Source organism: Bradyrhizobium sp. WD16, from assembly GCF_024181725.1.
In the GTDB taxonomy this organism is placed as follows: domain Bacteria; phylum Pseudomonadota; class Alphaproteobacteria; order Rhizobiales; family Xanthobacteraceae; genus Bradyrhizobium_A.
Window position 1 is genome coordinate 1,581,549 of the sequence record NZ_CP028908.1, and the last position, 23,854, is coordinate 1,605,402.

Genomic DNA, 23,854 nt, shown 5'->3' on the forward strand with positions numbered 1-23,854 from the left:
GAGCCGTCAGGCCTCCTTGCGCAGCACCACATGCAGCGCCTTGTCCGAGGGCGTGCTCTCGACGCAGCGATAGCCCAGCGCCGGCAGGTCGAGGCCGGCGAACAGCGCCTCGCCGCGGCCGAGCAGCACCGGCGCGACGGCGAGGTGCAATTCGTCGATCAGGCGGGCGGCGAGGAACTGGCGCACCGTGGCGACCCCGCCGCCGATGCGGACATCCCTGCCGCCGGCAGCCCGTTTTGCCTCGTCGAGGACGTCGCGAACGTCGCAATTTCTGAATTGGAACACGGTGCCGCCCGCCATGGTGAGGGTCGGGCGCAGATGGTGGGTGAGGACGAAGACGGGCACGTGATAGGGCGGATTGTCGCCCCACCAGCCGCGCCAGCTCTCGTCGGGCCAGGGTCCGCGCACCGGTCCGAACATGTTGCGCCCGAGGATCCAGGCGCCGACATTATCGAAGCTGCGCGCCGCGAAATCGTCGTCGATCCCGCCCTCACCACCCTCCTGGCCGAACAACATGGTCTGGAAGGTGCGGGTCGACATCGCCCAGTCGTGCAAGCCGAAGCCGCCCTTGCCGAGGGGATTTTCCAGGCTCTGCTCCGGCCCGGCACCGAAGCCGTCGAGCGATATCGAAAACGCCGCCACCCGAACCTTCATCACCGACCTCCCAAACCAATTGCATTTCACAACCAGTTGCCATCCTGCGTCAACCGATTGCAGAATGCAAGCAGATGAAGGGGATGGTGACCGCAATGGACGGCCAGAGATCGGGATGCCCGATCAATCTCACGCTGGAGACGCTCGGCGATCGCTGGAGCCTGATCGTCATCCGCGACATCATGTTCGGCAACCGCCGCCATTTCCGCGACCTGCTCGCCCGGTCCGAGGAAGGGATCGCCTCCAACATTCTCGCCGACCGCCTCAAGCGTCTCACCGCCGCGGGTCTCCTGAGCCGACGCGACGATCCGAGCCATCGCCAGAAGGCGATCTACAGCCTCACCGACAAGGCCATCGAGCTGGTGCCGCTGCTGGTGCAGATGGGGGCATGGGGCCGGCGCCATCTGAAGGTCTCGCGCGAACTTTCGGTGCGCGCCGAACTGCTCGAACGCGGCGGTCCGGCGCTGTGGGCGGAATTCATGGACGAACTGCGCCACGTCCATCTCGGCAAGCCGTACAGACCGAAAGGGCGCCGCGTCAGCGAGCGTCTGCAGGCCGCCTACGACGACGCCGTCGCAGTTTCCCACCGGGCATCGCGTTGACCACGGCACAACTTTAACCACCGCAAGACGCGCGACGGTGTGCGTCGCGCGCCTGCTCCGGGGCGACACGGTCCTGCACCATTTCCGGAAACTCCCGCCCGCTTTGAAACACTCGCGCAATTCGCGAAGGGCTGAGTAAGCTTAACGCACGCTTGTAATTGCCGCGCCTGCAGCACGCTCCTAAGAATCGCCGCGCAAGACGGGAAATGATGCCCTTACATGCGAGGCCAGATCGATGAAGCAGAGCATCCGCAAGATCATCGCCGACACCGTGGAATTGCCGGATGGTGTCGACCGCATCAGCGACAGCGGTGATCTCTACGACGCCGGCATGACCTCGTTCGACTCGGTGCAGCTGATGCTGGCGCTCGAAGACGCCTTCGGCATCGAGTTTCCCGCGCGGATGCTGAACCGCAAGCTGTTCTCCACGATCGCCAACATCGATGCCGCGGTGCGCGAACTGCGCTGCGAAACCGTTCAGGCCTGAGGGAGATAGCATAGCCATGCTTGATGTCCGCTCCGCCCATGCCGATCTCGCCGCCGCCTCGTTCGCCACCCGGATGACGGCGGTCGCCAGGGTCGCCGAGGAGAATGCCGAGGAAGTCGACCGCGAGGCGCGCTTCCCGCACGAGACCATGGCCGCGCTGCGCGAGGCGCGCCTGCTCTCGATCATGATCCCGCGCGAGCTCGGCGGCGAAGACGCCAGCGTCGCCGAAGTCGCCGAACTCTGCACCATTCTCGGCCGCGCCTGCGCCTCCTCCGGCATGGTGTTCGCCATGCACCAGATCAAGATGTCGAGCCTCGTCGAGCATGCTGCCCGCGACGAATGGCACCGCGCTTTCATGCGGCGCTGCGCCGACCAGCAGCTTCTGCTCGCCTCCGCCACCACCGAGGCCGGGATCGGCGGCGACCTGCGCAATTCGATCTGCTCGGTGGTGCCCGATGGCGCTCACGTCATCCTCGAGAAGAACGCCTCGGTCATTTCCTACGCGCTCGACAGCGACGCCATCCTGGTGACGGCGCGACGGACGCCGGACGCCGCAGCCTCCGATCAGGTGCTGGTGGTGATCGAGAAGAGCCAGGGCGAACTGTTCCAGACCTCGACCTGGGACGCGCTCGGGATGCGCGGCACCGCCTCGCTCGGCTTCAAGCTCAAGGCCCGCGTCCCGGCGGCACAGATCCTGCCGCAGCCCTTCGCCGAGATCGCCGCCCGGAGCATGCTGGCGAGCGCGCATCTCTTCTGGTCCAGCCTGTGGTTCGGCATTGCCGGCGCCGCGCTCACCAAGGCCCAGGCCAGCGTGCGCGCCGCGGCGCGCCGCATGCCCAAGACGGTGCCGCACGGCGCCACCCGCCTCGCGGCCGCCGCCGCCGAACTCGCCGCCCTGAAGGCGCTGATCCAGGACGGCGTCGGCCGTCTCGAGCGCGCCCGCCGCGACGGCGACGACATCGACACCATGGGCTTCGCCGTCGCCATGAATGCCGTCAAGGTCCAGGCCTCGCAGAAGGCGGTCGCGATCGTCCAGGAGGCGCTGACCATCGTCGGCATCCAGGGCTACAAGAACGACAGCCCCTATTCGATCGGCCGGCATTTCCGCGACATCCAGTCGGCGCCGCTGCAGATCGCCAATGACCGCATCATCGCCAACACCTCGACCATGCTGCTGATGTCGGCGATCGAAACCGATCTGGAGGCTTGAGGATGTCCGCGACCGCCGCTGCCGCCATCGTCGAGCGCACCTTCCTCGACGAACTGTTCGATCGCGGCCTCCTGATCGAGACCGGCGTCGACGGTCTCTACGGCCGCTCCGGCCTGTTCGAAGAGATCGGCGAAGGCTTCCAGGCGCTGGTGACGCGCCATGGCCTCGCCGACAACGCCGAAATCGTGCGCTTTCCGCCCGGCATGAGCCGCGCCGTGTTCGAGCGCTCCGGCTACATGAAGAGCTTTCCCCAGCTCGCCGGCACCGTGCACTGCTTCTGCGGCGATCCGGCGAGCCATGCCGGCCTGCTGCAGACCATCAAGCAGAAGGGCGACTGGACCGCGGACCAGAAGGCCAGCGAGATCGTGCTGACCCCGGCGGCCTGCTATCCGCTCTATCCCGCCGCCGCCCGGCGCGGCCCGCTGCCCGCTGAGGGCCGGCTGTTCGACCTGCTGTCCTACTGCTTCCGCCACGAGCCGTCGCGCGATCCCGCCCGGCAGCAGATGTTCCGGATGCGCGAATTCGTCCGCATGGGCACGCCTGACCAGGTCACCTCCTTCCGCGCCGCCTGGCTGGAGCGCGGCCAGGCGCTGATCGGCGAACTCGAACTGCCCTGCAGGCTCGACGTCGCCAACGATCCGTTCTTCGGCCGCGCCGGCAAGATGCTGGCGATCAACCAGCGCGACCAGCGCCTCAAGTTCGAACTGCTGATCCCGATCGAGAGCGAGGCCAATCCGACCGCCTGCCTGTCGTTCAACTATCACCAGGATCATTTCGGCCACACCTTCGGGCTGACCACCGCGTCGGGCGAGACCGCCCACACCGCCTGCGTCGGCTTCGGCCACGAACGGGTCATCCTGGCGCTGCTCAAGCACCACGGCACCGAGGTGAAGGCCTGGCCGATGTCGGTGCGCAAGGCGCTGTGGGGCTGACCATGAGCGCGGTCTTCGCCGAACTCGACGCCGCGACCTATCGCCGGCATGAGCTGCACGATGCAGCGCGGCCGTGGCCGGAGACCAACTGCCACACCGACCTCTTCATCGAGGTGCTCGCGACGCTGGGCCGCGAGCCGGCGGCCGGCCTCGGCATGACCGTGGCGCAGGACTTCGAAGGCGACCAGTTCACCTTCTTCAAGATGGCGAGCGCCGACCTCGAGACCCTGTTCGGGCTCGACGTCCTGGAATTGTCGATCTACCGGCCGCTGGTCGACCATGTCGAGGAGCAGATCGGTCGCGGCCACCTGATGCTGGTCGAGGTCGATGCCATTCATCTGCCCGACACCCGCGGCATCACCTATGGCGTCGATCACTCCAAGACCACGATCGCCATCAACCGCTTCAGCCGCGGCGCGGCGACGCTCGGCTACTTCCACAACGCCGGCTATTTCGAGATCGAGGGCGCCGACGTCGAGGCGCTGCTCGGCTTCGGCGCCGCGAGCGCGCCGGTGCTGCCGGCCTATTGCGAATTCGTCAAGACCATCGGCCCGGGGCTCGAGGGCCGGGCCCTCGCCGAGACCGCGCTGAACCGCCTCAAGGGCCACTGGGCGCGGCGGCCGCGGCACAATCCGCTGCTCGCCTATCGCGCCGCGCTGCCGCGCCATCTCGACTGGCTTTCGGCCCAGCCGCCCAGCGCCTTCCATCCTTACGCCTTCAACACCAGCCGGCAGTTCGGCGCCAACGTCGCGCTGCTCGGCCATCATCTCGGCTGGCTCGGCGACACCTTGAACCTTCCAGCCGCCGAGGCAGTGGCGCTGTGCGAACGCCTCTCCGCCGCCGCCAAGACCTTCCAGTTCCTGCTGGCGCGAGCGCTGGCGCGCAAGCGCTTCGACCAGCTCGACGCCGCACTCGTCGCGATGGCGCAGGACTATGATGCGCTGACGGGCGCGCTGAAGGAGACCCTGCGCTTCGGCGGCATCACCGAAATTCCCTCGCTCGTTCCCTCGGGCACGTGAGATGACGGTGCTGACCGAACCGCACGCGCCGCGATCGTGGCCGGGTTCGCCCCGGCCATTGCCGTGTCGGCTGCCGCGCCATCGCAGGTTGTCGTGAGGCCGCCATGGCGATGCCCGCAGCGGTCACCGGCGACACCGTTCTGGCCCTGACCGACGGCTGGTCGGTGGCGATGTCGGCGGCGGGCGCCGTGACGCGCCCAGACCAGCTCGACACCCTCGCCTGGCGCCCCGCCCGGGTGCCCGCCAGCCCGGCCGCCGATCTCGGCGCGACAGCGGACGAGGTCGACGCCCACGATATCTGGTATCGCTGCGATCTCGTCGCGACCGGTCCGCACAGCTTGCGCCTCGACGGTCTCGCCGGCCATGCCGACGTCTTCCTCGACGATCACCTGCGCGTCGATCACTTGCGCGTCGAATCGCGATCGATGTTCGTCGCCCACGACATCGATTTCGACGGCACCGGGCCGCACCGGCTGACGATCCGGGTCAAGGCGCTGACGCCGCTGCTGGAGGCGGCGAGCGGACCGCGCCAGCGCTGGCGGCCGATGATGATCTCGCCCCAAAGCCTGCGCTTGCTGCGGCTATCGCCGCTCGGCCACATGCCGGGCTGGGCGCCACGCATTGCCCTGGCCGGGCCATGGCAGGACGTCAGGCTCATCCGCCGCGGCGCGCCGTTCCGGATCAGGGCGCTGCGCCTGATCCCGTCGCTGCACGGCGCGCGGGGCCGCCTCGCCATCGACATCACATTCGATCACCCGGTCGATCCCCTGCCCGTTCTCGCCTGCGCCGGGCATGACGTGGCGCTGAGGCGCATGGAGCCGAAGCGATTCAGCGGCGAGCTTGCGCTCGACGACGTGGCGCCGTGGTGGCCGCACACCCATGGCGCGCCGGCCCTGCACCAGGCGGTGCTGCGGGTCGGCGCCACCGAGGTCGACCTCGGCCGGATCGGCTTCCGCTCGCTCGCCCTCGACAGAGGCCGCGACGGCGCGGGCTTCCGCCTGCGCATCAATGGCGAAGCGGTGTTCTGCCGCGGCGCCAACTGGATGCCGCCGGATCCGCAACGGCCGGGCAGCGCCGATCCGCGCCCGCTGCTGGCACGGGCGAAAGACGCAGGCATGAACATGCTGCGCCTCTCCGGCACCACCATGCCGGAGAGCGACGCGTTCTATCGCGCCTGCGACGAGGCTGGCGTTCTGATCTGGCAGGACCTGCCCTTCGCCAATTTCGATTACCCGACCGGCGACCCGGCGTTTCACGCGCTGGTCATGGCCGAGACGCGCCAGCTCATGGAGCGGCTGCAGGCCTCACCCGCGCTCGCCGTGGTCTGCGGCGGCAGCGAGATCGCGCAGCAGGCGACGATGCTCGGCCTCAAGCCCGCCCAGACCGCCAATCCGTTCTTCGAGGACGAGGCGGCAAAGCTCGTGATGGCCATCGCGCCGCAGGCGCTCTATGTGCCGCACACACCGTGGGGCGGGCCGCTGCCGTTCTCCACCGACCACGGCGTCACTCATTACTACGGCGTCGGCGCCTATCGCCGCCCGATCGAGGATGTCCGCCGCGCCGATGTGCGCTTCGCCAGCGAGTGCCTCGCCTTCGCCAATGTCCCCTCGCCGGCGCGGCTGCGCGCCGCCAGGCTGAGCGATCCGGCCGCCCCGCGCTGGAAGAGCGGCGTGCCGCGCGACCTCGGCGCCGACTGGGACTTCGAGACCGTGCGCGACCATTACGTCGCGGCGCTCTACGGTGTCGACGTGCAGGCGCTGCGCAGCGGCGATCCCGAACGCTACCTGGCGCTCGGCCGCGCCGCGCCGGCCGAGCTCATGGAAGCCGTGTTCGCCGAGTGGCGCAGCACCCGGTCGGGCTGCGGCGGCGGCCTGGTCTGGTTCCTCAACGATCTCGTGCCCGGCGCCGGCTGGGGCGTGCTCGACGATCGGGGCGAGCCGAAGACCACGTGGTACGCGCTGCGCCGCGCTTTCCAGCCGCTCCATCTCGGCGTCACCGACGAAGGCCTCAACGGCCTCGCGATCCACGCCGGCAACGAGACGAGCACGGAACGCCGGGTCAAGCTGACGCTGGCGTGCTACGGCGAAGCCGCGCATCCGCTGGCCAAGGCCGAGGCATCTCTCACACTGGCGCCGCGACAGACCGCCCGCCTCGACAGCGCGACGCTGCTCGGCCGCTTCTTCGACTTCACCTATGCCTATCGCTTCGGGCCGCTCGCCCATGACGCGACGGTCGTGCGCCTGTTCGACGCCGACAGCGGCGAGCGACTGGCCGAGGCGGCGCATGTGCTGGCCGGCCGCGCCGCGACGCCGGGGGCCATCGGCCTTGCGGCGGAGGTCGCGAGCGATACTGACGGCTATGCGCTGCGCATTTGCGCCGAGCGCTTCGCCCGCTTCGTCACCGTCGACGACGATCAATTCATTGCCGGCGACCAGGGCTTCTGCCTGACGCCGGGAGAGACCCGCCTCGTCCGGCTGGTGTCGCGCGGCAGCAATGCCCGCCCGGCCGGCACGGTCGCCGCCCTCAACTCCCATCCCGTCAGCTATCGCGCATCATGATCACCCCGACCTCCTTCGACACCATCGCCGGCCGGCTGCATCTGCCGACAACGACACGCTCCCACCTCGGCGTCGTCATCGTGCCGCCGCACGGGCTCGAGGCCCTGGCCGCCGCCAAGACCCTGCGCCTTCTCGGCGAACGGCTTGCCGCGGCCGGTCATGCCGCGCTGCGCTTCGACCTGCCGGGCACCGGGGATTCCCTCGGCGACGACGCTCAGCCGGACCGCATCAAGACCTGGACATCTGCCGTCATTGCCGCCGCGGCGCATCTCACCGCGGTGGCGGGCGTCGGCGGCATCGCCGTGGTCGGGCTGCGGTTCGGCGCCCTGCTGGCGCATCAGGCCGCGCCTCGCATCGCCAATCTCGCCGGTCTCATCCTGCTCGATCCGGTCAGCCAGGGCGCGCTCTACGGCCGCGAACTCGCCATGACGGCACGCGTGGTGGCGGAAGGCTCGGGGCTCGATCCGGATCAGACCGCGACGGCTGACGGCATCGTCGGCGGCGGCCTGTTCACCAGCCGCGACACCATCGCCGCCATGCGCCCGCTGCGCCTGTCGCTGACGTCGACGACGCCGACGCTGGTGCTGCACCGCCCCGGTGCCCGCGATATCGCGGCACTCATGGCCGAGGCTCCGTCCAGCAACAACATCACGGCCGAAGCGGCGAGTGGTTTTGAACGCATCGGCCTCAGCCCGACCGTGGCCGAGACGCCGCATGCGGTGCTGGCGCGCACTGTGGCCTTTATCGACGCGCTGCCGCGACCGGCTGCACAGTCAGTGACGGCGGCGCCCGTGGCGAGGATCGGCGACGACAGCATGCGCGAGGAAGCGCTGGTGTTCGGCCCCGATCACCGCCTGTTCGGCGTGCTGTGCCAGCCCGCGCGTGTCAGTGGACCGTCACCGGTGCTGATCATGGTCAATGCCGGGCGCAATCCCCACACCGGCTGGGCGCGCTCGAGCGTGACGCTGGCGCGCCGCCTCGCCGCCCACGGCATCGCCAGTTTGCGTTTCGATCTCGGCGGCATCGGCGAAGGCATCGACCGGCCGGATGCCCGCGACCATCTCGACGAGCTGCTCTACAGCGATGCCCAGGACGCCGAATGCCGCGCCGCCATCGATCTCGTCTGCGCGCGCGGACTTGGGCCGGTGACGGTGCTCGGCGCCTGCTCGGGCGCCTATCTGGCGCTGCGGGCCGCGGCGCAGGACGCCCGCGTTGCCGGCGCCGTCTTGGTCAACCTGCAGCGCTTCATCTGGCGCGCGGGCGAGACCGTTACGGCGGCGATCGCCAACAACTATCCCATCACGACGCACTATGTCGGCAAGCTGGCGGATCCGTCCGCCTGGAAGAAGGCGCTGACCGGCGAGCGCAAGCTGGCGCCGCTGCTCAAGGTGCTGCTGGGCCGCGCCGGCCGACGCCTGCTGCCGAGCAAGGCCGCGCTATCCGACAGCGAGCGGGCGCGGGCGATGATGCGCGAACTGACCGGGCGCGGAACGCGGATCGATTTCGTCTTTGCCGAAGACGACAACGGACTGATCGAGCTCGCCAATCATTTCGGGCCGCGTGGCCGCGACCTCGTCGGGCGGCCAAGCGTTCACTTCCATTTCCTCACCGATTGCGACCACGACCTGACGCCGCCGGCCGCGCGCGAGCGCCTGTTCGAGCTCGTTGTCACGGCGATGCATGCAGGCCCAAAGACGGCCGCCGACTCGCCGGCCGACGCTCGCACCGACGAGTCGCTGGTTGCCTGACCCGCTCAACTTTTTTGGGTGAAAGCTTTGAAGGGATGATCGCTGCGGCCCCGCGCGCCGCAGTCTTCGCGCGACTGTCTTCGCGCTACTGTCTTCACGCGACGATCTTCGCGTTGCAGTCTACCAATCTATCGCCCGATGATCGACTTGCGGCGTCAGCCCGCGGTCAACAAACGCAACGCGACCAGCACGCCGACCCCGACGAAAGCGGTTACCATGATCGAGAAAACGACCCGAACCGCCTGATCCAATACACGCAACATGACGCGTACCCCACAACCGCGACACCCAATGAAACAAACGCAAACAACAGAACGACTGACTTATAAAGACAGCACCTGCGGCGTGACCGACGCCGCCGCCACTCATCCGTCCGCGCGGCAACCGACGGGATCGAGACAGAAATCTGAATGGAAACGGTAACATAAGGTTAACCATGAGGCGCGGCTTGTCAATGTCACCGCCCCGTCACGGCGCGCGGGTGGGGACAATTGCCTCGCGGCATCACCCTTGAACAGCGTAACCGGCCGGCCGAAGACCTCGGCCAGCCCGTTACGATTGATCGAAGACAGCGATATCCGTCAGGGACAGGGATGACGATAGCCGTCATAGCCCAGATAGGTGCCGCTGGCGGGATCGTAGGATCGATAGCGCCGCATGCAGTAGCCGACGGCATCCGACGGCCCCACATAGACCGGCGGCGCGCCGTAGTAGTAGTCCGGTGGATAGGCATAATAGGGCGACGACAGCGCGCCGCCGATGATCGCGCCCGCGATCAAACCGCCGGCGACGGCACCGCCCCAGCCCCAGCCACGGTAATGAACCTGCTGCATCGTCGCGAGATCGGCCTTGTCGAGTGCCAGATGCGCGCCGATCGGCGCCGCCTGCGCGGGCACGGCGGCCATCGCGCTCGCCGCCAGCAACGCAGCAGCGGCCATTCGTTTCAGTGAAGTCGTCGAAGCCAACATGATCGTCTCCCTGTTTCTCCGCCGGCACCTTCGGCGCGGCGGATTTAACGCGAGATCGTCGGCGACGTCAGTTAAACTTTTGCGAAGGAGCCGGAGAACACGCTGCCGCAGTTCTCAACCATAGCGGGAGAACGCCCGGCGACACGCAGGCCCTCCGCCAGCGTCACCGCAACGGAATCATACACCGGGATACCGAGTTCGGCTTCGAGCGCCGCCGCCACCTCGCCGCCGCGCATGTTGGTGCAGACGATCGCCACCGCATCGCAGCCTTCCGCCGCCACCTCGCGCGCCATCGCCGCGATGCGATCTGCGCTGACGGTTGAGAAAGAGTAATTATCCTGCAGGCCGAGGTGGGATTCCGCCGTGCAGCGGAACCCGGCCGCGGTCCAGTTGGCGATGATCCGCGCCTGCACGTCGCCGCGATAGGGCGTGACGAGGCCGACGCGCGCAATGCCGTTGCGGCGGAACAGCGAGCGAAAGCCGAGCACCGCGGTGCAGGCGTTGATGCCGGTGGCGGCGCGAATGCGCGCGCACAGCCGTTCATCGGCCTCGAATCCGAGCCAGGCAGCCGAGGTGCCGTTCCAGGCGATGCAGTCGACCTTGGCATCGGCGAGCAGCTCGGCGGCGCGCAGGATCTCGCTGTCGTCGAACTGCTGCAGGGCGGGTGCGCTCAGCGCGATCTCGGTGACGCGGAAGCGGGAGAAGTGCGCGGTGACGTCGCCGACGCCGGCCAGCATCGCGGCCGTCATCGGCTCGAGCACGGTGTTGGACGACGGCGTCAGCATGCCGAGGCGGGTGGTGGACATTGGAAGGGGGATCACCTGATTTTGGCTTGCGATCGAGTCTTGCTCAGTTGTCATGCCGCGCTTGTCGCGGGACATGCACGTCTCAACGGCGCGCCGGCGTGAAAAGACGTGGATGGCATAGCGATCCGGCGAGCGCCGGATCGCGTTCTTGAGGAATGCCGGAAGTCGGAAACATCCGACTTCCGGGTGACAAGCCCGGCCATGACGAAGATATCTGCCGCCTTACGCCGCCGCCGGCTGCGAGGCGACTTCCTTGATCAGCGCGAGGACGTGCCGCTTCATTTCGTTGAAGGCCGGGCTCGTGACGTCGCGCGGACGGTCGAGATCGAGATCGATCACCTCGCGGATGCGACCCGGCCGGCGGGTCATCACCACGATCCTGGTGCCGAGCACGAGCGCCTCGTCGACGCTGTGAGTGACGAAGACGATGGTGCCGCGATGGCGCTGCCAGATCGCAACCAGTTCCTCCTGCATCTCGCTCTTGGTCTGGGCGTCGAGCGCGGCGAAAGGCTCGTCCATCAGGATCACCCGCGGGTTCATGATCAGCGCCCGCGCGATGCCGACGCGCTGGTTCATGCCGCCGGAGAGCTCAGCCGGATAATGGCTCTCGAAGCCGTTGAGCCCGACCATGTCGATATAGGCCTGGGCCCGGTCGCGCCGCACCGCCCTGGCGATCCCCTTCAGGCGCAGATGGAAGCCGATATTCTCGGCGACCGTCAGCCAGGGCATCAGGGTCGGCTGCTGGAAGACGACGCCGCGATCGGCGCCCGGCGCCGTGACGAGCCGGCCCTCGACGGTGACACGGCCGCGGCTCGGCTTCTCGAAGCCGGCGACGATATTGAGCAGGGTCGACTTGCCGCAGCCCGAGGGACCGAGCAGGCAGACGAAGTCATTGCTGGCAAAGGACAGGTTGATGTCGTCGAGCACATTGACGTCGCGGCCGCGGCCGGCGTCGCGGAACACCTTGGAAATGCCTTCGATATGGATATCGGCCATGATGCCCTCCCCGCCTTAGCCCTGCCGCCCGGCGACGGTGGTCGCCTTCTGCCAGTGCAGCACCGCATTCATCAGCCGCTTGATGGCGAGATCGCAGACGAAGCCGAGCACGCCGATCGAGATCATGGCGGCGAGCACGATGTCGTAGCGCAGGAAGTAGTAGGAATCCCACAGCACGTAGCCGAGGCCGCTCTTCACCGCGACCATTTCGGCGGTGACCGTGAGCATCCAGGCCGAACCGACGGCGATGCGCAGGCCGGCGAAGATCGAGGGCAGCGCCGCCGGCAACACGATGTGCAACAAGGTCTGGCGCTCGGTCGCGCCCATCATGGCGCCGGCGCGGATCAGGTTGCGGTCGACGCCCTTCACGCCGTGGATGGTGTTCATCAGGATCGGGAAGAAGGCGCCGAGAAAGACCAGAAAGATCGCCGGCTTGTCGGCGATGCCGAACCAGATGATGGCGAGCGGGATCCATGACACCGGCGGAATCGGCCGCAGCATCTGCAACGTCGGCTCCAGCGTCGTCTCCGCGGTCCGCCACCAGCCGATGGCGGTGCCGAGGAGAATTGCCGAGGCCGCCGCGATGGCGAAGCCGAAGCCGACACGCCAGGCGCTGGAGAGCGCGTCGTGCAGCCAGTGGCCGGAATAGCTCTGCGTCGTCTCGTCGATGCCGAACATCCAGTCGGCCAGCGCATGCAGCACCGCCGACGGGGCCGGCAGCAGCGCCGGCGGCAGGAAGCCGGCGCGGGCGAAGGCCTCCCAGCCGATCAGGATGGCGACGGGAACGATGAAGCGGTCGAACCGGCGCCCGAACGAGGGGCCGGCCGACGCGCCATCGGTCAGCTCAATAGCCGAGCTCATTCTTCGACCTCTTGGTCACCGCTTCGAGGAAGGAATAGTCCATGTTTTTGGTGACCTGGGCCGAGACGTCGCCTGAGATGTATTTCAGGTCCTTCATCATGGCGGCGATCGCCAGCGTCTCCGGACGATGCAGCTCGTAGTCCGGATAGGCGTTCTCCAGCGCCGCTTCGGCCACCGCCCTGTCGAGGCCAGTCTGCTTGACGATGACGTCGGCCCAGACGCCCTTGTCGGCCTTGAGCTTGTCGACCAGTTTCACCACCGTGGCGACGGTCGCCTGAACGTCGGCGCGGCGGGCGGCGATCACGTCCGAGCGGGTGACGATGATGTTGGTGAGCTTGCCGGCGGCCTGGTCATAGGGCAGCACGAAGGTCTTGCCGGCGCCGGCGAGGCGGATCTGCGAGGCAAACGGCTCGACGGTGCAGACCATGTCGATCTCGCCCCGGCGCAGCGCCGCGATGTGATCCGACGGGTTGGGAATGTTGACGAACTGCAGGTCCTTGTTGACGCTGATGCCCTGCTTGTCGAAGGCGCCGCGCATGTGAATGTCCTGGGCGTTGCCGCGCGAGGCCGCGACCTTGAGCGGCGTGCCGGCGGCCTTGGCCTTCTCCACCGCCGCCTTGAACGAAGCCCAGTCGCCCTTGGCGAGGTTGAGCCCCGGCGACGACAGGCATTCGGAGCCGCCATTGACCTCGCCGGAAATGGCGACGAGGTCGAAGCCCTTGTCGAGCGCGGTGACGTAATGGAGATAGGTCACCTGGGCGACGTCGAGGCTCTTCGACACCAGCGCGGTGAGAACGTCGTTGCCGGAATTGAAGCCGGTCGCATCGATGGCGACACCCTCGGCGAGACCGGGCGTCAGCGCCATCGGCAGGCAGTGGGCGCACTTGGCATAGCCGAGCTTGATCGGCTCGGCGGCACGAACGGCCGGCGTCAGCAGGGCGACGCTGGCGACGGCGCCTGCGGCAAGCGCTCCGATCATCAGCCGCGTCAGCATGGTCTTTCGCATCGTTGCGATCTCCGAAACGAATAAGGTCACCGGCATTGAAACGATGCTGACAGAGCGTCGCCGCAGCGCGCAAGCATTTTTTGAATTCTGCATACAATTTCAGCCATCAGCCTATTTTCACAACAGTATTTGCCTATAATAAAAGCGCGAATCCGGGCGTTGACCCGGTCATAATCGGACCGACTTCGGAGTGCGACGTGAGCGAGCAATCCCCTCGACGGCGCGGCCGGCCGCGCAAGGCCGCCACCATCGACAAGACCGTCGGCCAACATCTGCGGCTGCGCCGCACCAGCCTGCACGAGCGCGCCGTGGAGCGGCTGCGGGAGCTCATCATCCGCGGCGACCTCGCCCAGGGCACCGAACTCGTCGAGGCAGAGCTGTGCGCGCTGATCGGGGTCTCACGGACACCGCTGCGCGAGGCGCTCAAGCTTCTCGCCGCCAGCGGCCTCGTCGAACTGCGCCAGAACCGCAGCGCCCGTGTTGCGGTGATGAAGCGCGACGAAATCCTCAGCCTGTTCGAAACCCTGAGCGGGATCGAGCGCCATGCCGCCGAGCTCGCCGCGGTGCGGATGGAGGCGGAGGATCTCGGCGAACTGACGCGGATGCAGGACGAGATGGAGCAGCAATTCGCCGGCAGGAATATCGACGTCTATTTCGCTCTCAACCATGCGCTGCACCAGGCAATCGTCGCCGGCACGCGCAATCCGCTGCTCAGCGAGACCCATCAATGGCTGATCGCCCGCGCCGAATGGGCGCGCTATTCGGCGCTGAGGTCGCGGCAGCGCTGGGACGAATCGGTGAGGGAGCATCGCGATATCCTCGCGGCGCTGACGGCGCGCGACGCCACCGCGGCGGGGCGCTTGCTGGCGCAGCACGTGATGAATACCGGCTTCGAGGTGGTGCAGGCCCTGTCCGATCGGGAGGCATCGCCTCAGGCCGGCGGCGCCGGCCACGCCGCCTGAGGAGAAACCAAACGATGCGCATCCTCCTCGTCAATCCCAACACCACCGCCGAGGTGACCGACCTGCTGACGACGGCCGGACGGCGCGCCGCCGCGGCCGGCACCGAACTGATCCCGGTCACCGCGCCACGCGGCGTGCCCTATATCGCCACCCTCGCCGAGGCCCAGATCGGCGGCGCCATCGCCCTCGAGATGCTCGCCGCCCATCACGGCACGGCGGACGCCGCGATCATCGCAGCCTTCGGCGATCCCGGCCTGTTCGGCGCCCGCGAATTGTTCGATACCCCGGTGATCGGGATGTCCGAGGCGGCCATGCTCACCGCCTGCATGCTGGGACGGCGCTTTTCCATCGTCACCTTCGCCACCGCGCTGGGTGCCTGGTATCGCGACTGCGTCGAGATGCACGGCCTGTCGGCGCGGTGCAGCTCGGTGCGCTGCCTCGACGAGGCCTTCGCCACACTGACGCAGGTGCAGCACGACAAGGAAGGCCTGCTGGTCGATCTCGCGGGCAAGGCCGTGGCCGAAGACGGCGCCGAGGTGATCATTCTCGGCGGCGCGCCGCTGGCCGGCCTCGCCGACAAGGTCCGCGACCGCGTCGCGGTGCCGCTGGTCGATCCGATCGCCGCGGCGGTGAAGCAGGCCGAGGCCATCATCACCCTCAACCCGCGCAAGGCGATCGCCGGCAGCTTCCGCCGCCCAGCGCCGAAACCGACGACCGGCCTTCCCGCGCCGCTCGCCGCCCGCATCGAACATCGCGACATTCCTTTCGCCGCCGAGTGAAATCGCGGCGATTCACGACCCGAGGAGCGACAGCCATGAGTTTTGACCTGATCATTCGCGGCGGCACGGTGGCGACGGCCGCCGACACGTTTTCCTGCGACATCGGCATCCGTGACGGCAGGATCGCCGCGCTGGGCAGCGATCTCGGCACCGCCCGCCGGGTGATCGATGCAACCGACCGCCTGGTGCTGCCGGGCGGCATCGACAGCCACGTCCACATCTCGCAGCCAAGCGGCGAGGGCATCGTCATGGCCGACGATTTCGAGAGCGGCACCCGCGCCGCCGCCTTCGGCGGCAACACCACCGTCCTGCCGTTCTGCCTGCAGGAGCGCGGCCACAGCCTGCGTCAGGCGGTCCGCGACTATCACGCCAAGGCGGAGGGCAGCTGCTACGTCGACGTCAGCTTTCACCTGATCATTTCCGATGCCACCGAACAGGTGCTCGGCCAGGAGCTGCCGGCGCTGATCAAGGACGGCTACACCTCGTTCAAGGTCTTCATGACCTACGAGGACCTGGCGCTGTCCGACCGCGAGATCCTCGAAGTGATGTCGGTGGCGCGCGAGACCGGCGCGCTGGTGATGGTGCATGCGGAGAATTTCGACGCCATCCGCTTCCTCACCGATCGGCTCGAACGCGCCGGCAAGACCGCACCGCATTTCCACGGCGCGTCGCGGCCGATCCCGGTGGAGCGCGAGGCGACCCACCGCGCCATTGCCCTCGCCGAGCTCGTCGACGTTCCGGTGATGATCGTCCACGTCTCCAACCGCGGCGCCATGGAGGAGATCCGTCGGGCACAGCAGCGCGGGCTCAAGGTCTTCGGCGAGACCTGCCCGCAATATCTCGTGCTGACCGAGAAGGACATGGAAGGGCTCAACATGGAGGGCTCGAAATACGTCTGCAGCCCGCCGCCCCGCGACAAGGAGAGCCAGATCGCCTGCTGGGAAGGCCTGCAGCAGGGTGTCTTCAACGTATTCTCCTCGGACCACTGCCCGTTCCGCTACGACGAGACCGGCAAGCTCGCGCCCAATGGCCGCACCAGCTTCCGCTGGGTGCCGAACGGCATTCCCGGGGTCGAGACCCGCCTGCCGATCCTGTTCTCCGAGGGCGTGGTCAAGGGCCGCATCGATCTCAACCGTTTCGTCGCTCTCAGCGCCACCAACCACGCCAAGACCTACGGCCTCTATCCGCGCAAGGGGACCATCGCCATCGGCTCCGACGCCGACATCGCGATCTGGGATCCGAAGCGCGAGGTCACCATCAGCCAGAGCCTGTTGCATCACGGCTCGGACTACACGCCCTATGAAGGCATCAAGGTCACCGGCTGGCCGGTGACCACCATCGTTCGCGGCGAAGTGGTGGTGGAGGACGGCAGGCTGGTCGGCCGCAAGGGCGCCGGGCAGCACCTGTCGCGCGAGCGCTCGCAATATGCCGTGGCGGAGGCGGCGGAGTAGAAAGTCGCCGGCGGCTCGTTCGCATTCCATGGCCATGCCCGCGCTGGTCGTCCACGCATTTGCAGCGCCTCACAGGAAAGGCGTGGAAGGCCGGGACGAAGCCCGGCCATGACGAGGACAATGGGGCTTGCGCCTCGTCTGCCGGCGAGGGCACCCCGCTCTGTGTCGTCGTCGCCCGGCTTGATCGGGCGAGCCTCCGCCTTCGCGGAGGGCGACGGCTGAGCATACGCGGTGCCGCGCGTGCCTGTTACCAACGCCCCTCCCCTGGAACCAATCCGCGCCCCGCGGATTGTCGCCGCGGCTGGGTGCGCCGGGGACAGACGTTTTCCAGATGGCCGAAGTGAAATATGCGGGCGGGACGGAACACATCCGCGACCGCCTCTATCTCGTGATGGTGTTCGACGGTCAGGGACTGATCGTCGACGCGGCGCGCGGCGCGACGCGCCTCGTCCCGCTCGATGACGGCGGCGCGGAAGGAGAGGCCCGCCACAGGGCGCTGCTGGACAGCGCCCGCGCGGCGGCGGACGACGCCGGCGTGCCGGTGGTCTATGTTCTCGACCACGGCGACTGGCGCCCGGGCGACCCGATCAAGATGCCGGAGTAGCCGGCGCCGGCCCATGCGCCGGCTGATCAGGAGCTCGGCTTATTGACCTCGGCTTGCGGATGGCGGAATTGTTGTCGCCGGATCGCCGGGGACCAAGCCATGAAGCCAGCCCAGCCATGATGACCCTTCGTCAGGTCGAGGTGGTGCGCGCGGTGATGGTGACCGGCACCATCGGCGGCGCCGCCAAGCTGCTCAACGTCTCGGCGCCCGGCATCAGCCGCCTCGTCAAGTACACCGAGAAGTCGCTGGGCATCCGCTTCTTCCAGCGCCAGAACGGCCGCTATGTGCCGACCCCCGAGGCGCGCAGCATCTTCGAGCAGATCAACGCCGTCTACAAGAAGGTCGACGACCTGTCCGGCATGATCTCGGCCATGGGCAAGGGCTCCCTGTCCGAGCTGCGCATCGGCTCGGTGCCGAGCATCGCCCAGGTGATGGTGCCGCGCGCCATCGAGCGGGTGCGGCGGCGCTACCCCGACCTGCACATGGACATCAACATCCTCAAGATCGAGGAGGCGATCGACTACCTGCTGCTCGGCAAGGGCGAATGCGTCGCCATGAGCTACCGCCTGCCGCATTCGGCGCTCGATTTCCTGCCGCTCGCTTCGGGCGAACTCTATTGCATCGTGCCGGAGGGCCACGAGCTCGCCGGACGCGGCGTCGTTTCCGCGGCGGACATCATCCGCTATCCGCTGATCGGCATCGATCCCAACGATCCCTACGGCCGCATCATGGCCGAGATCTTCGCGCGCAACCGCCTGAGCTACGACATCACCATCCGCGCGCGGTTCGGCACCACGGTCTGCGCCCTGGTCCGCGCCGGACTGGGCGTCGCCATGATCGACCAGTTCACCGTGGCGCACGGCGGAGTCGCCGGCGTCGAGCTGCTGCGCATCGCCGAGCCGACCCGCTTCGACACCTACATCGCAGTCAAGCGCGGCGTGCCGCTGTCGCTTCACGCCGAGAGCTTCATCGCCTTTCTGCGCGAGGAGATGCGGGCGGTGCAGCCGGCGGCCGACGCTTCCAGGACGGGGCGCAAGGCGGCACGCAAAAAATAACATGATGTTATGTTTGCCATCAGAATGAGTAATTGTGTTAGGAAGCGCCCGCGCTAGTGTGGCGCCGACCGTACCTTGCTGCGCGCCTTGTCTACTGCAGCGCCGCGCACGGCGACAGCCAGGATCAACAAGCCAGCAACGCCGCCCAGAATGCCCGAACCGATCATCTCATCGCCGAATGACCTTCTCTCCGACCGCCGGGTGCTGACCGGGCTCGTCGGCTCGCCGATCAAGCATTCCGCCTCCCCCGCCATGCATGAATGGGCGGGCCTGACGCTGGGTCTGCGGCTGCACTATCACCTGATCGACATTCCCGGGCTCGACCGCGAGGGCCTGCGCGCGGTGTTCGAGGGCGTCCGCCGGCTCGGCTTCGCCGGGGTCAACGTCACCTTTCCCTACAAGGAGGCGGTCGTCGCGCTGCTCGACGAGCTCTCGCCCGGCGCCGCCGCCATGCAGGCGGTCAATACCGTGGTGGTGCGCGAGGGCCGGCTGATCGGCCACAACACCGACGCCACGGGCTTCGCCCGCGCCGCCCGCGGCCTGGTGGCCGGTACGAACGCCGGTCCGGTGGCGCTGATCGGCGCCGGCGGCGTCGGCAAGGCCATCGGCTTTGCCCTGTCCGAGCTCGGCGTCAGCGATTTGCGGATCTTCGATACCGACAAGACCAAGGCGGAAACGCTCGCCCGCGCGCTCGATGGCCGCAGCCGCGCGACCCTGCCCGCCAGCATCGAGGCGGCGCTCGACGGCGCCGTCGGCCTCGTCAACGGCACGCCGATCGGCATGCTGCCGAACCGCGACACGCCGGTGCCGGACGCCCTGCTCCATGGCGACCTGTGGGTCGCCGATGCGGTCTATTCGCCGCTGTGGACGCCGCTGCTGAAGGCTGCCACGGCGCGCGGCGCCAAGGTGATGACCGGGCGCGATCTCGCGGTTTATCAGGCGGCGGACGCCTTCGAGCTCTTCACCGGGCTTGCGCCCTCGGCGGACGAGATGGCGAAGGCCTTCGACGCGGTGATGGCCAAGCGCATGGCGGCCAGCGGCGCCTCCTGACAAGGCGGCCAAGGCCACGCCGCCAAGCACGGAAGCCCGATCGCCGCTTTGCGGTGGCGCCGGGGATCGTGCCATAGAGAGCGCGACTGGAGACGATACGCGGGCAAGGCCGCCTGCATCATGGAATTGCGCAAGACCGGCAACCAAGACCGGCCCTGCGCAGGGATCCGAAACGCAAGAGAGGGAGACGAGAAGTGAAACGCATTGTTCTGGCGGGCGCCATGCTCGCGGCCACCTGTGCCATCGGCCAGGCCCAGACCATCAAGCTCGCCGATGTCGCCGAATTGTCCGGCGGCGGCGCCACCGTCGGCACCAACTGGAAGAACGGCATCGACCTCGCGGTCGAGGAGATCAATGCCAAGGGCGGTATTCTCGGCCGCAAGATCGAGGTCAGCCACGCCGACTCGCAATCCAATCCGGGCGTCGCCCGCGCCCAGGTCCAGAAGGCCCTCGACAGCGAGCCTTACGTCCTGCTCGGACCGGGCTATTCCGGCTCGGTTAAGGTCACCGCGCCGCTCGCCGCGGAGGCTGGCATCACCCAGATCATGGGCGGTGAGGCCGCCGAACTGACCCGCATGGGCAACAAATTCCTGTTCCGCACCTCGTTCGGCCAGCAGTCGTCGATGCCCAAGGTCGCCAAATACATCGCCGAGGACCTCAAGGCGAAGACCGTGGCCGTCGTCTGGGTCAACAACGACTTCGGCAAGGGCGGCCGCGATGTCATCGTCGACGAATTCAACAAGCGCGGCGTCAAGGTGGTGGCCGACCTCTCGACCGAAGCCGGCCAGGCCGACTTCGCCGCCGACGTCGCCAAGGTCAAGGCGGCCAATCCGGACGCGATCTTCGCCTACGTCAACGAGGAAGAGAGCGCCCGGATCCTCAAGGAACTGCAGCGCCAGGCCGTCACCGCGCCGCGCGTCGGCGAAACCACGCTGGTCGGCCAGAAGGTCGTCGAACTCGCCGGCGATGCCGCCAACGGCGCCCGCGGCCATGTCGGCCTCACGACCGATGCGCCGGTCGAGCTTGTCAAGGCCTTCCGCGACAAGTTCGTCAAGAAGTACAATTACGTGCCCGACCACAACGGCCTCAAGGGCTGGCTCGCCGTCTACATGGTCAAGGCCGCGACCGAGAAGATGGGCAAGGTCGACTCCAAGGGCGTCGCCGATGCCCTGCACGGCCTGACCGTCAAGGCCGCCCAGGAGCCCGGCATCCTGATGGACGTCACCTTCGACCAGAACGGCGACATCGATCGCCAGGGCTTCCTGGTCGAGATCGTCAACGGCAAGCAGGTGGTCAAGCAGGTCCTGCCGAAGATGAACAACTGACGCGACCGCCGTCGCCCCGGTTTCCGCCGGGGCGACAGGTTCGCGACGGAGGGAAAGAAGAACATGTCCAATCTGCTCGACCTGCTGGTCGCAGGGCTTGCGACCGGCGCGATCTACGCGCTCGTGGCCGTCGGCTTCACGCTGCTATGGCAGACATCGCAGACGATCAATTTCGCGCAGGGCGAATTCGTCATGCTGCCGGCCTTCCTGATGCTGGCCGCGATGAACGCCGGCGCGCCGTTCTGGCTGGCGATCCTGATCGGCATCGCCCTGTCGGTGATCCTGCTCGGCCTCGGTTTCAAGCTGCTGCTCGTCGACCCCATGCTGCGCCACGGCGTGCTGCCGCTCGCCATCGCCACCATGGCGCTGGCCATCGGCATCAAGGAAGCGGTCAAGCAGTTCTACAGCGCCGAGGCCTCGCCCTTCCCGTCGCTGATCCCCGGCGGCGAAATCGCCGTGTTCGGCCGCCCGGTGGCGGTGCAGAGCATCGGCGTATTGATCCTCGCCATCGTGGTGGTGCTGGGGCTGACCGCCTTCCTCAACCGCACCTCGATCGGCCACCAGATGCAGGCGGCGTCGCAGAACCCGACAGTGGCGCGCATCATCGGCGTACCGGTCGAGCGGATGATTCTCCTGACCTTCGTCATCAATGCGGCGCTGGTGGCGATCGCCTCGATTCTGATCACGCCGATCTATCTCGCCAAATTCTCCAGTGGCGAGGTGCTCGGCCAGGCCGCCTTCATCGCCGCCATCGTCGGCGGCTTCAATCAGGTGCGCGGCGCCATCGCCGGCGGGCTCCTGATCGGCGTCGTCGACAATCTCGGCGCCGCCTATGTCTCGACCCAGTATCGCGCCGCCATTCCGATGATTCTCCTGATCGTCATCATCCTGTTCCGGCCGCAGGGCCTGCTCGGCCGCGCCGAGGAGCGTACGGTATGACCCGCACCGCCACCCTGATCCGGATCGGCATTGGCGCGGCCGTGATCGCCGCGCTGATCCTGGTGCCGATGAATTTCAACCGTTACGGCCTGTTCATCCTCAGCCAGTGGGCGGTGATGACCATCGCCGCCATGGGCCTCAACCTCACCCTCGGCTATGCCGGGCAGGTGTCGCTGGCCCAGGGCGCCTTCGTCGGCATCGGCGCCTACAGCGCCGCCATTCTCACCACCCAGGGGATTCCCGGCATCGGCCCGCTACCGCTCCTCGGCGCGCTGGTCGTCGCCGTGGCGCTCTGCTTCGTCGTCGGCTGGATCCTCGGCTATCCTGCCCTGCGGGTGCAGCACCATTATCTCGCCTTCGTCACCCTGGCGTTCTCGACCCTGGCCTTCCTGGTGTTCCGCAACGAAGACTGGCTCACCAAGGGCATCTACGGCATCAGCGGCATCCCGCGGCCCCATATCCTCGGCTTCGCGACCGGCAAGCCGTTGCCGTTCTATTATGTCTGCCTCGGATCGCTGGCGCTGGTCTCGCTCGCGGTGTGGTGGCTGATCCGCTCGCCCTGGGGCCGCGCCTTCGTCGCCTTGCGCGAAAATCCGCTGCGGGCGCTATCGCTCGGCATCGATACCCGCCGCTACACGCTGATGGCCTTCGCCATCGGCTCGGCGCTGGGCGGCGTTGCCGGCACCCTCTACGCGCCGCTGACGCAATATATCGATCCGGTGCCGTTCGGACTGTCGCTGTCGCTCGATCTGCTGATGATGGTGATCGTGGGCGGCTCCGGATTCTTCTTCGGACCGTTCCTCGGCGCCATGATCGCCGTGCTGCTGCCGGAGTGGCTGCGCTTCACCCAGGGCTATTACCTGATGCTGTACGCTGTCGCCGTGATCGCGCTGCTGATCTATTCGCCATCCGGCATTCTCGGCATCCTCGACCGCATCCTCAACGAGCGGCGCACCCGCGCCGCCTCGGCCAAGCGCGCCTCTGCCAAGGCCCAGCTGGAGACCGCACCATGAGCCCGGTCCTCCAGGTCAGCGGCATCGAGAAGCATTTCGGCGGCATCACGGCCGTCAACGGCGTCAGCTTCGAGGTCCAGGAAGGCGAGATCCTCGGCCTGATCGGCCCCAATGGCTGCGGCAAGTCGACCTTGTTCAACTGCATTCTCGGCCAGCTCACGCCCAGCGCCGGCGAGGTCAAGGTGGATGGCCGCGTCACGACCGGCATGCGTCCATCCGAGCTCAACCGCCTCGGCGTCAGCCGCACCTTCCAGCTCCTGCAGGTGTTTCCGAAGCTGTCGGTGCGCGAGAACCTCATTCTCGCCGGCCAGGAGCACCAGGGCAGCATGCTGTCGCGCCTGTTCGGATCTTCCGATGCCGGCCTCGGCGGGGCGGCCGACCAGATGATCTCCTTCTTCAAGCTCGACCATCTCGCCACCGAGCCGGCCGGCGGCCTGTCCTACGGCCAGCAGAAGCTGCTCGACGCCGCCATGGCCTTCATGGGCGGGCCACGCCTCGTGCTGCTCGACGAGCCTGCCGGCGGCGTCAATTTGTCGATGCTCGCCGACCTCAAGGAGCGGCTCGCCGCCATCAACCGCGAGAAGCGCGCAACCTTTGTCGTCATCGAGCACAACATGGAATTCGTGATGTCGCTGTGTTCCCGCGTCATCGTCATGGCCGAAGGCAAGGTTCTGGCCGAAGGCAGTCCCGACGCGGTGCGGCGCGACCCGGCCGTGATCGAAGCCTATCTGGGGCATTGAGAGCCATGCGACCTCAAGCACTCGTCCAAGGTTCAATGGCCAGGCCCCGGCCGGGCAGGACGTCGGTAACGGGGGCGCACCATTCGCCC

23 protein-coding genes are annotated in these 23,854 nt (G+C 67.7%); 17 read left to right on the top strand and 6 right to left on the bottom strand.

The window, feature by feature from the left end; genetic code table 11:
* Positions 1-6: 6 nt before the first annotated feature.
* The gene (locus tag DB459_RS07315) at positions 7-657 is read right to left on the bottom strand and encodes a dihydrofolate reductase family protein (RefSeq protein WP_253712230.1); all 651 of its coding nucleotides are present in this window, start codon (positions 655-657) and stop codon (positions 7-9) included.
* A gap of 92 nt (positions 658-749) precedes the next feature.
* Here DB459_RS07315 and DB459_RS07320 point away from each other — a divergent pair, with 92 nt between their 5' ends.
* The 7 genes from DB459_RS07320 to DB459_RS07350 all read left to right on the top strand — a co-directional run bounded on the left by DB459_RS07320 (position 750) and on the right by DB459_RS07350 (position 9,210).
* On the top strand, positions 750-1,256 hold the full coding sequence (locus DB459_RS07320; RefSeq protein ID WP_253712231.1) for a helix-turn-helix domain-containing protein: 507 nt from the start codon (positions 750-752) through the stop codon (positions 1,254-1,256).
* Between the two features lie 235 nt (positions 1,257-1,491).
* A complete protein-coding gene (locus DB459_RS07325) occupies positions 1,492-1,743 on the top strand; it encodes an acyl carrier protein (protein ID WP_253712232.1) in 252 nt (83 codons plus the stop codon).
* 16 nt (positions 1,744-1,759) lie between these two features.
* Positions 1,760-2,953: an acyl-CoA dehydrogenase family protein gene (locus tag DB459_RS07330; protein WP_253712233.1), complete on the top strand. Its 1,194-nt coding sequence runs from the start codon at positions 1,760-1,762 to the stop codon at positions 2,951-2,953.
* A 2-nt stretch (positions 2,954-2,955) separates the two neighbouring features.
* Positions 2,956-3,885 (top strand): amino acid--[acyl-carrier-protein] ligase, encoded by a 930-nt coding sequence (locus DB459_RS07335; RefSeq protein ID WP_253712234.1) that lies wholly within the window; start codon positions 2,956-2,958, stop codon positions 3,883-3,885.
* 2 nt (positions 3,886-3,887) lie between these two features.
* Entirely contained in the window at positions 3,888-4,904 is a 1,017-nt protein-coding gene (locus DB459_RS07340; protein WP_253712235.1) for a DUF1839 family protein, read from the top strand.
* 104 nt (positions 4,905-5,008) lie between these two features.
* Positions 5,009-7,462, top strand: coding sequence for a glycoside hydrolase family 2 protein (locus tag DB459_RS07345; RefSeq protein WP_253712236.1), 2,454 nt, complete (start codon positions 5,009-5,011; stop codon positions 7,460-7,462).
* Positions 7,459-9,210, top strand: coding sequence for an alpha/beta fold hydrolase (locus DB459_RS07350; protein ID WP_253712237.1), 1,752 nt, complete (start codon positions 7,459-7,461; stop codon positions 9,208-9,210). The genes DB459_RS07345 and DB459_RS07350 overlap by 4 nt, the downstream gene beginning before the upstream one ends.
* Positions 9,211-9,791: 581 nt before the next feature.
* Here DB459_RS07350 and DB459_RS07355 read toward each other — a convergent pair.
* From DB459_RS07355 to DB459_RS07375, 5 genes are all read right to left on the bottom strand, one after another.
* A complete protein-coding gene (locus DB459_RS07355; protein ID WP_253712238.1) occupies positions 9,792-10,178 on the bottom strand; it encodes a BA14K family protein in 387 nt (128 codons plus the stop codon).
* Positions 10,179-10,249: 71 nt separating this feature from the next.
* Complete coding sequence (locus tag DB459_RS07360) at positions 10,250-10,984, bottom strand: aspartate/glutamate racemase family protein (protein ID WP_253712239.1); 735 nt, start codon at positions 10,982-10,984, stop codon at positions 10,250-10,252.
* A 222-nt stretch (positions 10,985-11,206) separates the two neighbouring features.
* Positions 11,207-11,980, bottom strand: a complete 774-nt coding sequence (locus DB459_RS07365; protein WP_253712240.1) for an ABC transporter ATP-binding protein — start codon at positions 11,978-11,980, stop codon at positions 11,207-11,209.
* A gap of 15 nt (positions 11,981-11,995) precedes the next feature.
* Positions 11,996-12,841, bottom strand: a complete 846-nt coding sequence (locus DB459_RS07370) for an ABC transporter permease (RefSeq protein ID WP_253712241.1) — start codon at positions 12,839-12,841, stop codon at positions 11,996-11,998.
* Positions 12,825-13,847: an ABC transporter substrate-binding protein gene (locus DB459_RS07375; RefSeq protein WP_253712242.1), complete on the bottom strand. Its 1,023-nt coding sequence runs from the start codon at positions 13,845-13,847 to the stop codon at positions 12,825-12,827. Before DB459_RS07375 ends, DB459_RS07370 begins: the two co-directional genes overlap by 17 nt.
* 197 nt (positions 13,848-14,044) lie before the next feature.
* On the opposite strand from DB459_RS07375, the gene DB459_RS07380 reads away from it, so the two are divergent.
* From DB459_RS07380 to DB459_RS07425, 10 genes are all read left to right on the top strand, one after another.
* Positions 14,045-14,809 (top strand): GntR family transcriptional regulator, encoded by a 765-nt coding sequence (locus DB459_RS07380; protein ID WP_253712243.1) that lies wholly within the window; start codon positions 14,045-14,047, stop codon positions 14,807-14,809.
* 14 nt (positions 14,810-14,823) lie between these two features.
* Entirely contained in the window at positions 14,824-15,588 is a 765-nt protein-coding gene (locus DB459_RS07385; RefSeq protein WP_253712244.1) for an aspartate/glutamate racemase family protein, read from the top strand.
* 35 nt (positions 15,589-15,623) lie between these two features.
* Entirely contained in the window at positions 15,624-17,039 is a 1,416-nt protein-coding gene (hydA, locus tag DB459_RS07390; RefSeq protein ID WP_253712245.1) for a dihydropyrimidinase, read from the top strand.
* Between the two features lie 331 nt (positions 17,040-17,370).
* Positions 17,371-17,643 (top strand): hypothetical protein, encoded by a 273-nt coding sequence (locus DB459_RS07395; protein ID WP_253712246.1) that lies wholly within the window; start codon positions 17,371-17,373, stop codon positions 17,641-17,643.
* A 116-nt stretch (positions 17,644-17,759) separates the two neighbouring features.
* Positions 17,760-18,698 carry a LysR family transcriptional regulator gene (locus DB459_RS07400; RefSeq protein ID WP_253712247.1) on the top strand — a complete coding sequence of 313 codons (939 nt, stop codon included), beginning with the start codon at positions 17,760-17,762 and terminating at the stop codon, positions 18,696-18,698.
* A gap of 150 nt (positions 18,699-18,848) precedes the next feature.
* On the top strand, positions 18,849-19,748 hold the full coding sequence (locus DB459_RS07405; protein ID WP_253712248.1) for a shikimate dehydrogenase: 900 nt from the start codon (positions 18,849-18,851) through the stop codon (positions 19,746-19,748).
* A gap of 194 nt (positions 19,749-19,942) precedes the next feature.
* On the top strand, positions 19,943-21,073 hold the full coding sequence (locus DB459_RS07410; protein ID WP_253712249.1) for an ABC transporter substrate-binding protein: 1,131 nt from the start codon (positions 19,943-19,945) through the stop codon (positions 21,071-21,073).
* Positions 21,074-21,136: 63 nt separating this feature from the next.
* On the top strand, positions 21,137-22,012 hold the full coding sequence (locus tag DB459_RS07415; RefSeq protein ID WP_253712250.1) for a branched-chain amino acid ABC transporter permease: 876 nt from the start codon (positions 21,137-21,139) through the stop codon (positions 22,010-22,012).
* Positions 22,009-23,025, top strand: a complete 1,017-nt coding sequence (locus DB459_RS07420; RefSeq protein WP_253712251.1) for a branched-chain amino acid ABC transporter permease — start codon at positions 22,009-22,011, stop codon at positions 23,023-23,025. Before DB459_RS07415 ends, DB459_RS07420 begins: the two co-directional genes overlap by 4 nt.
* Entirely contained in the window at positions 23,022-23,765 is a 744-nt protein-coding gene (locus DB459_RS07425) for an ABC transporter ATP-binding protein (protein ID WP_253712252.1), read from the top strand. Before DB459_RS07420 ends, DB459_RS07425 begins: the two co-directional genes overlap by 4 nt.
* The last annotated feature ends 89 nt before the right edge of the window (positions 23,766-23,854 follow it).

What these genes read in the sequence shown, in the direction of transcription:
- DB459_RS07320 (WP_253712231.1), top strand. Translation starts at nt 750, where the DNA reads ATGGACGGCCAGAGATCGGGATGCCCGATCAATCTCACGCTGGAGACG.
- DB459_RS07325 (WP_253712232.1), top strand. Translation starts at nt 1,492, where the DNA reads ATGAAGCAGAGCATCCGCAAGATCATCGCCGACACCGTGGAATTGCCG.
- DB459_RS07330 (WP_253712233.1), top strand. Translation starts at nt 1,760, where the DNA reads ATGCTTGATGTCCGCTCCGCCCATGCCGATCTCGCCGCCGCCTCGTTC.
- DB459_RS07335 (WP_253712234.1), top strand. Translation starts at nt 2,956, where the DNA reads ATGTCCGCGACCGCCGCTGCCGCCATCGTCGAGCGCACCTTCCTCGAC.
- DB459_RS07340 (WP_253712235.1), top strand. Translation starts at nt 3,888, where the DNA reads ATGAGCGCGGTCTTCGCCGAACTCGACGCCGCGACCTATCGCCGGCAT.
- DB459_RS07345 (WP_253712236.1), top strand. Translation starts at nt 5,009, where the DNA reads ATGGCGATGCCCGCAGCGGTCACCGGCGACACCGTTCTGGCCCTGACC.
- DB459_RS07350 (WP_253712237.1), top strand. Translation starts at nt 7,459, where the DNA reads ATGATCACCCCGACCTCCTTCGACACCATCGCCGGCCGGCTGCATCTG.
- DB459_RS07355 (WP_253712238.1), bottom strand. Translation starts at nt 10,178, where the DNA reads ATGTTGGCTTCGACGACTTCACTGAAACGAATGGCCGCTGCTGCGTTG.
- DB459_RS07360 (WP_253712239.1), bottom strand. Translation starts at nt 10,984, where the DNA reads ATGTCCACCACCCGCCTCGGCATGCTGACGCCGTCGTCCAACACCGTG.
- DB459_RS07365 (WP_253712240.1), bottom strand. Translation starts at nt 11,980, where the DNA reads ATGGCCGATATCCATATCGAAGGCATTTCCAAGGTGTTCCGCGACGCC.
- DB459_RS07370 (WP_253712241.1), bottom strand. Translation starts at nt 12,841, where the DNA reads ATGAGCTCGGCTATTGAGCTGACCGATGGCGCGTCGGCCGGCCCCTCG.
- DB459_RS07375 (WP_253712242.1), bottom strand. Translation starts at nt 13,847, where the DNA reads ATGCGAAAGACCATGCTGACGCGGCTGATGATCGGAGCGCTTGCCGCA.
- DB459_RS07385 (WP_253712244.1), top strand. Translation starts at nt 14,824, where the DNA reads ATGCGCATCCTCCTCGTCAATCCCAACACCACCGCCGAGGTGACCGAC.
- hydA (WP_253712245.1), top strand. Translation starts at nt 15,624, where the DNA reads ATGAGTTTTGACCTGATCATTCGCGGCGGCACGGTGGCGACGGCCGCC.
- DB459_RS07395 (WP_253712246.1), top strand. Translation starts at nt 17,371, where the DNA reads ATGGCCGAAGTGAAATATGCGGGCGGGACGGAACACATCCGCGACCGC.
- DB459_RS07400 (WP_253712247.1), top strand. Translation starts at nt 17,760, where the DNA reads ATGATGACCCTTCGTCAGGTCGAGGTGGTGCGCGCGGTGATGGTGACC.
- DB459_RS07405 (WP_253712248.1), top strand. Translation starts at nt 18,849, where the DNA reads ATGCCCGAACCGATCATCTCATCGCCGAATGACCTTCTCTCCGACCGC.
- DB459_RS07415 (WP_253712250.1), top strand. Translation starts at nt 21,137, where the DNA reads ATGTCCAATCTGCTCGACCTGCTGGTCGCAGGGCTTGCGACCGGCGCG.
- DB459_RS07420 (WP_253712251.1), top strand. Translation starts at nt 22,009, where the DNA reads ATGACCCGCACCGCCACCCTGATCCGGATCGGCATTGGCGCGGCCGTG.
- DB459_RS07425 (WP_253712252.1), top strand. Translation starts at nt 23,022, where the DNA reads ATGAGCCCGGTCCTCCAGGTCAGCGGCATCGAGAAGCATTTCGGCGGC.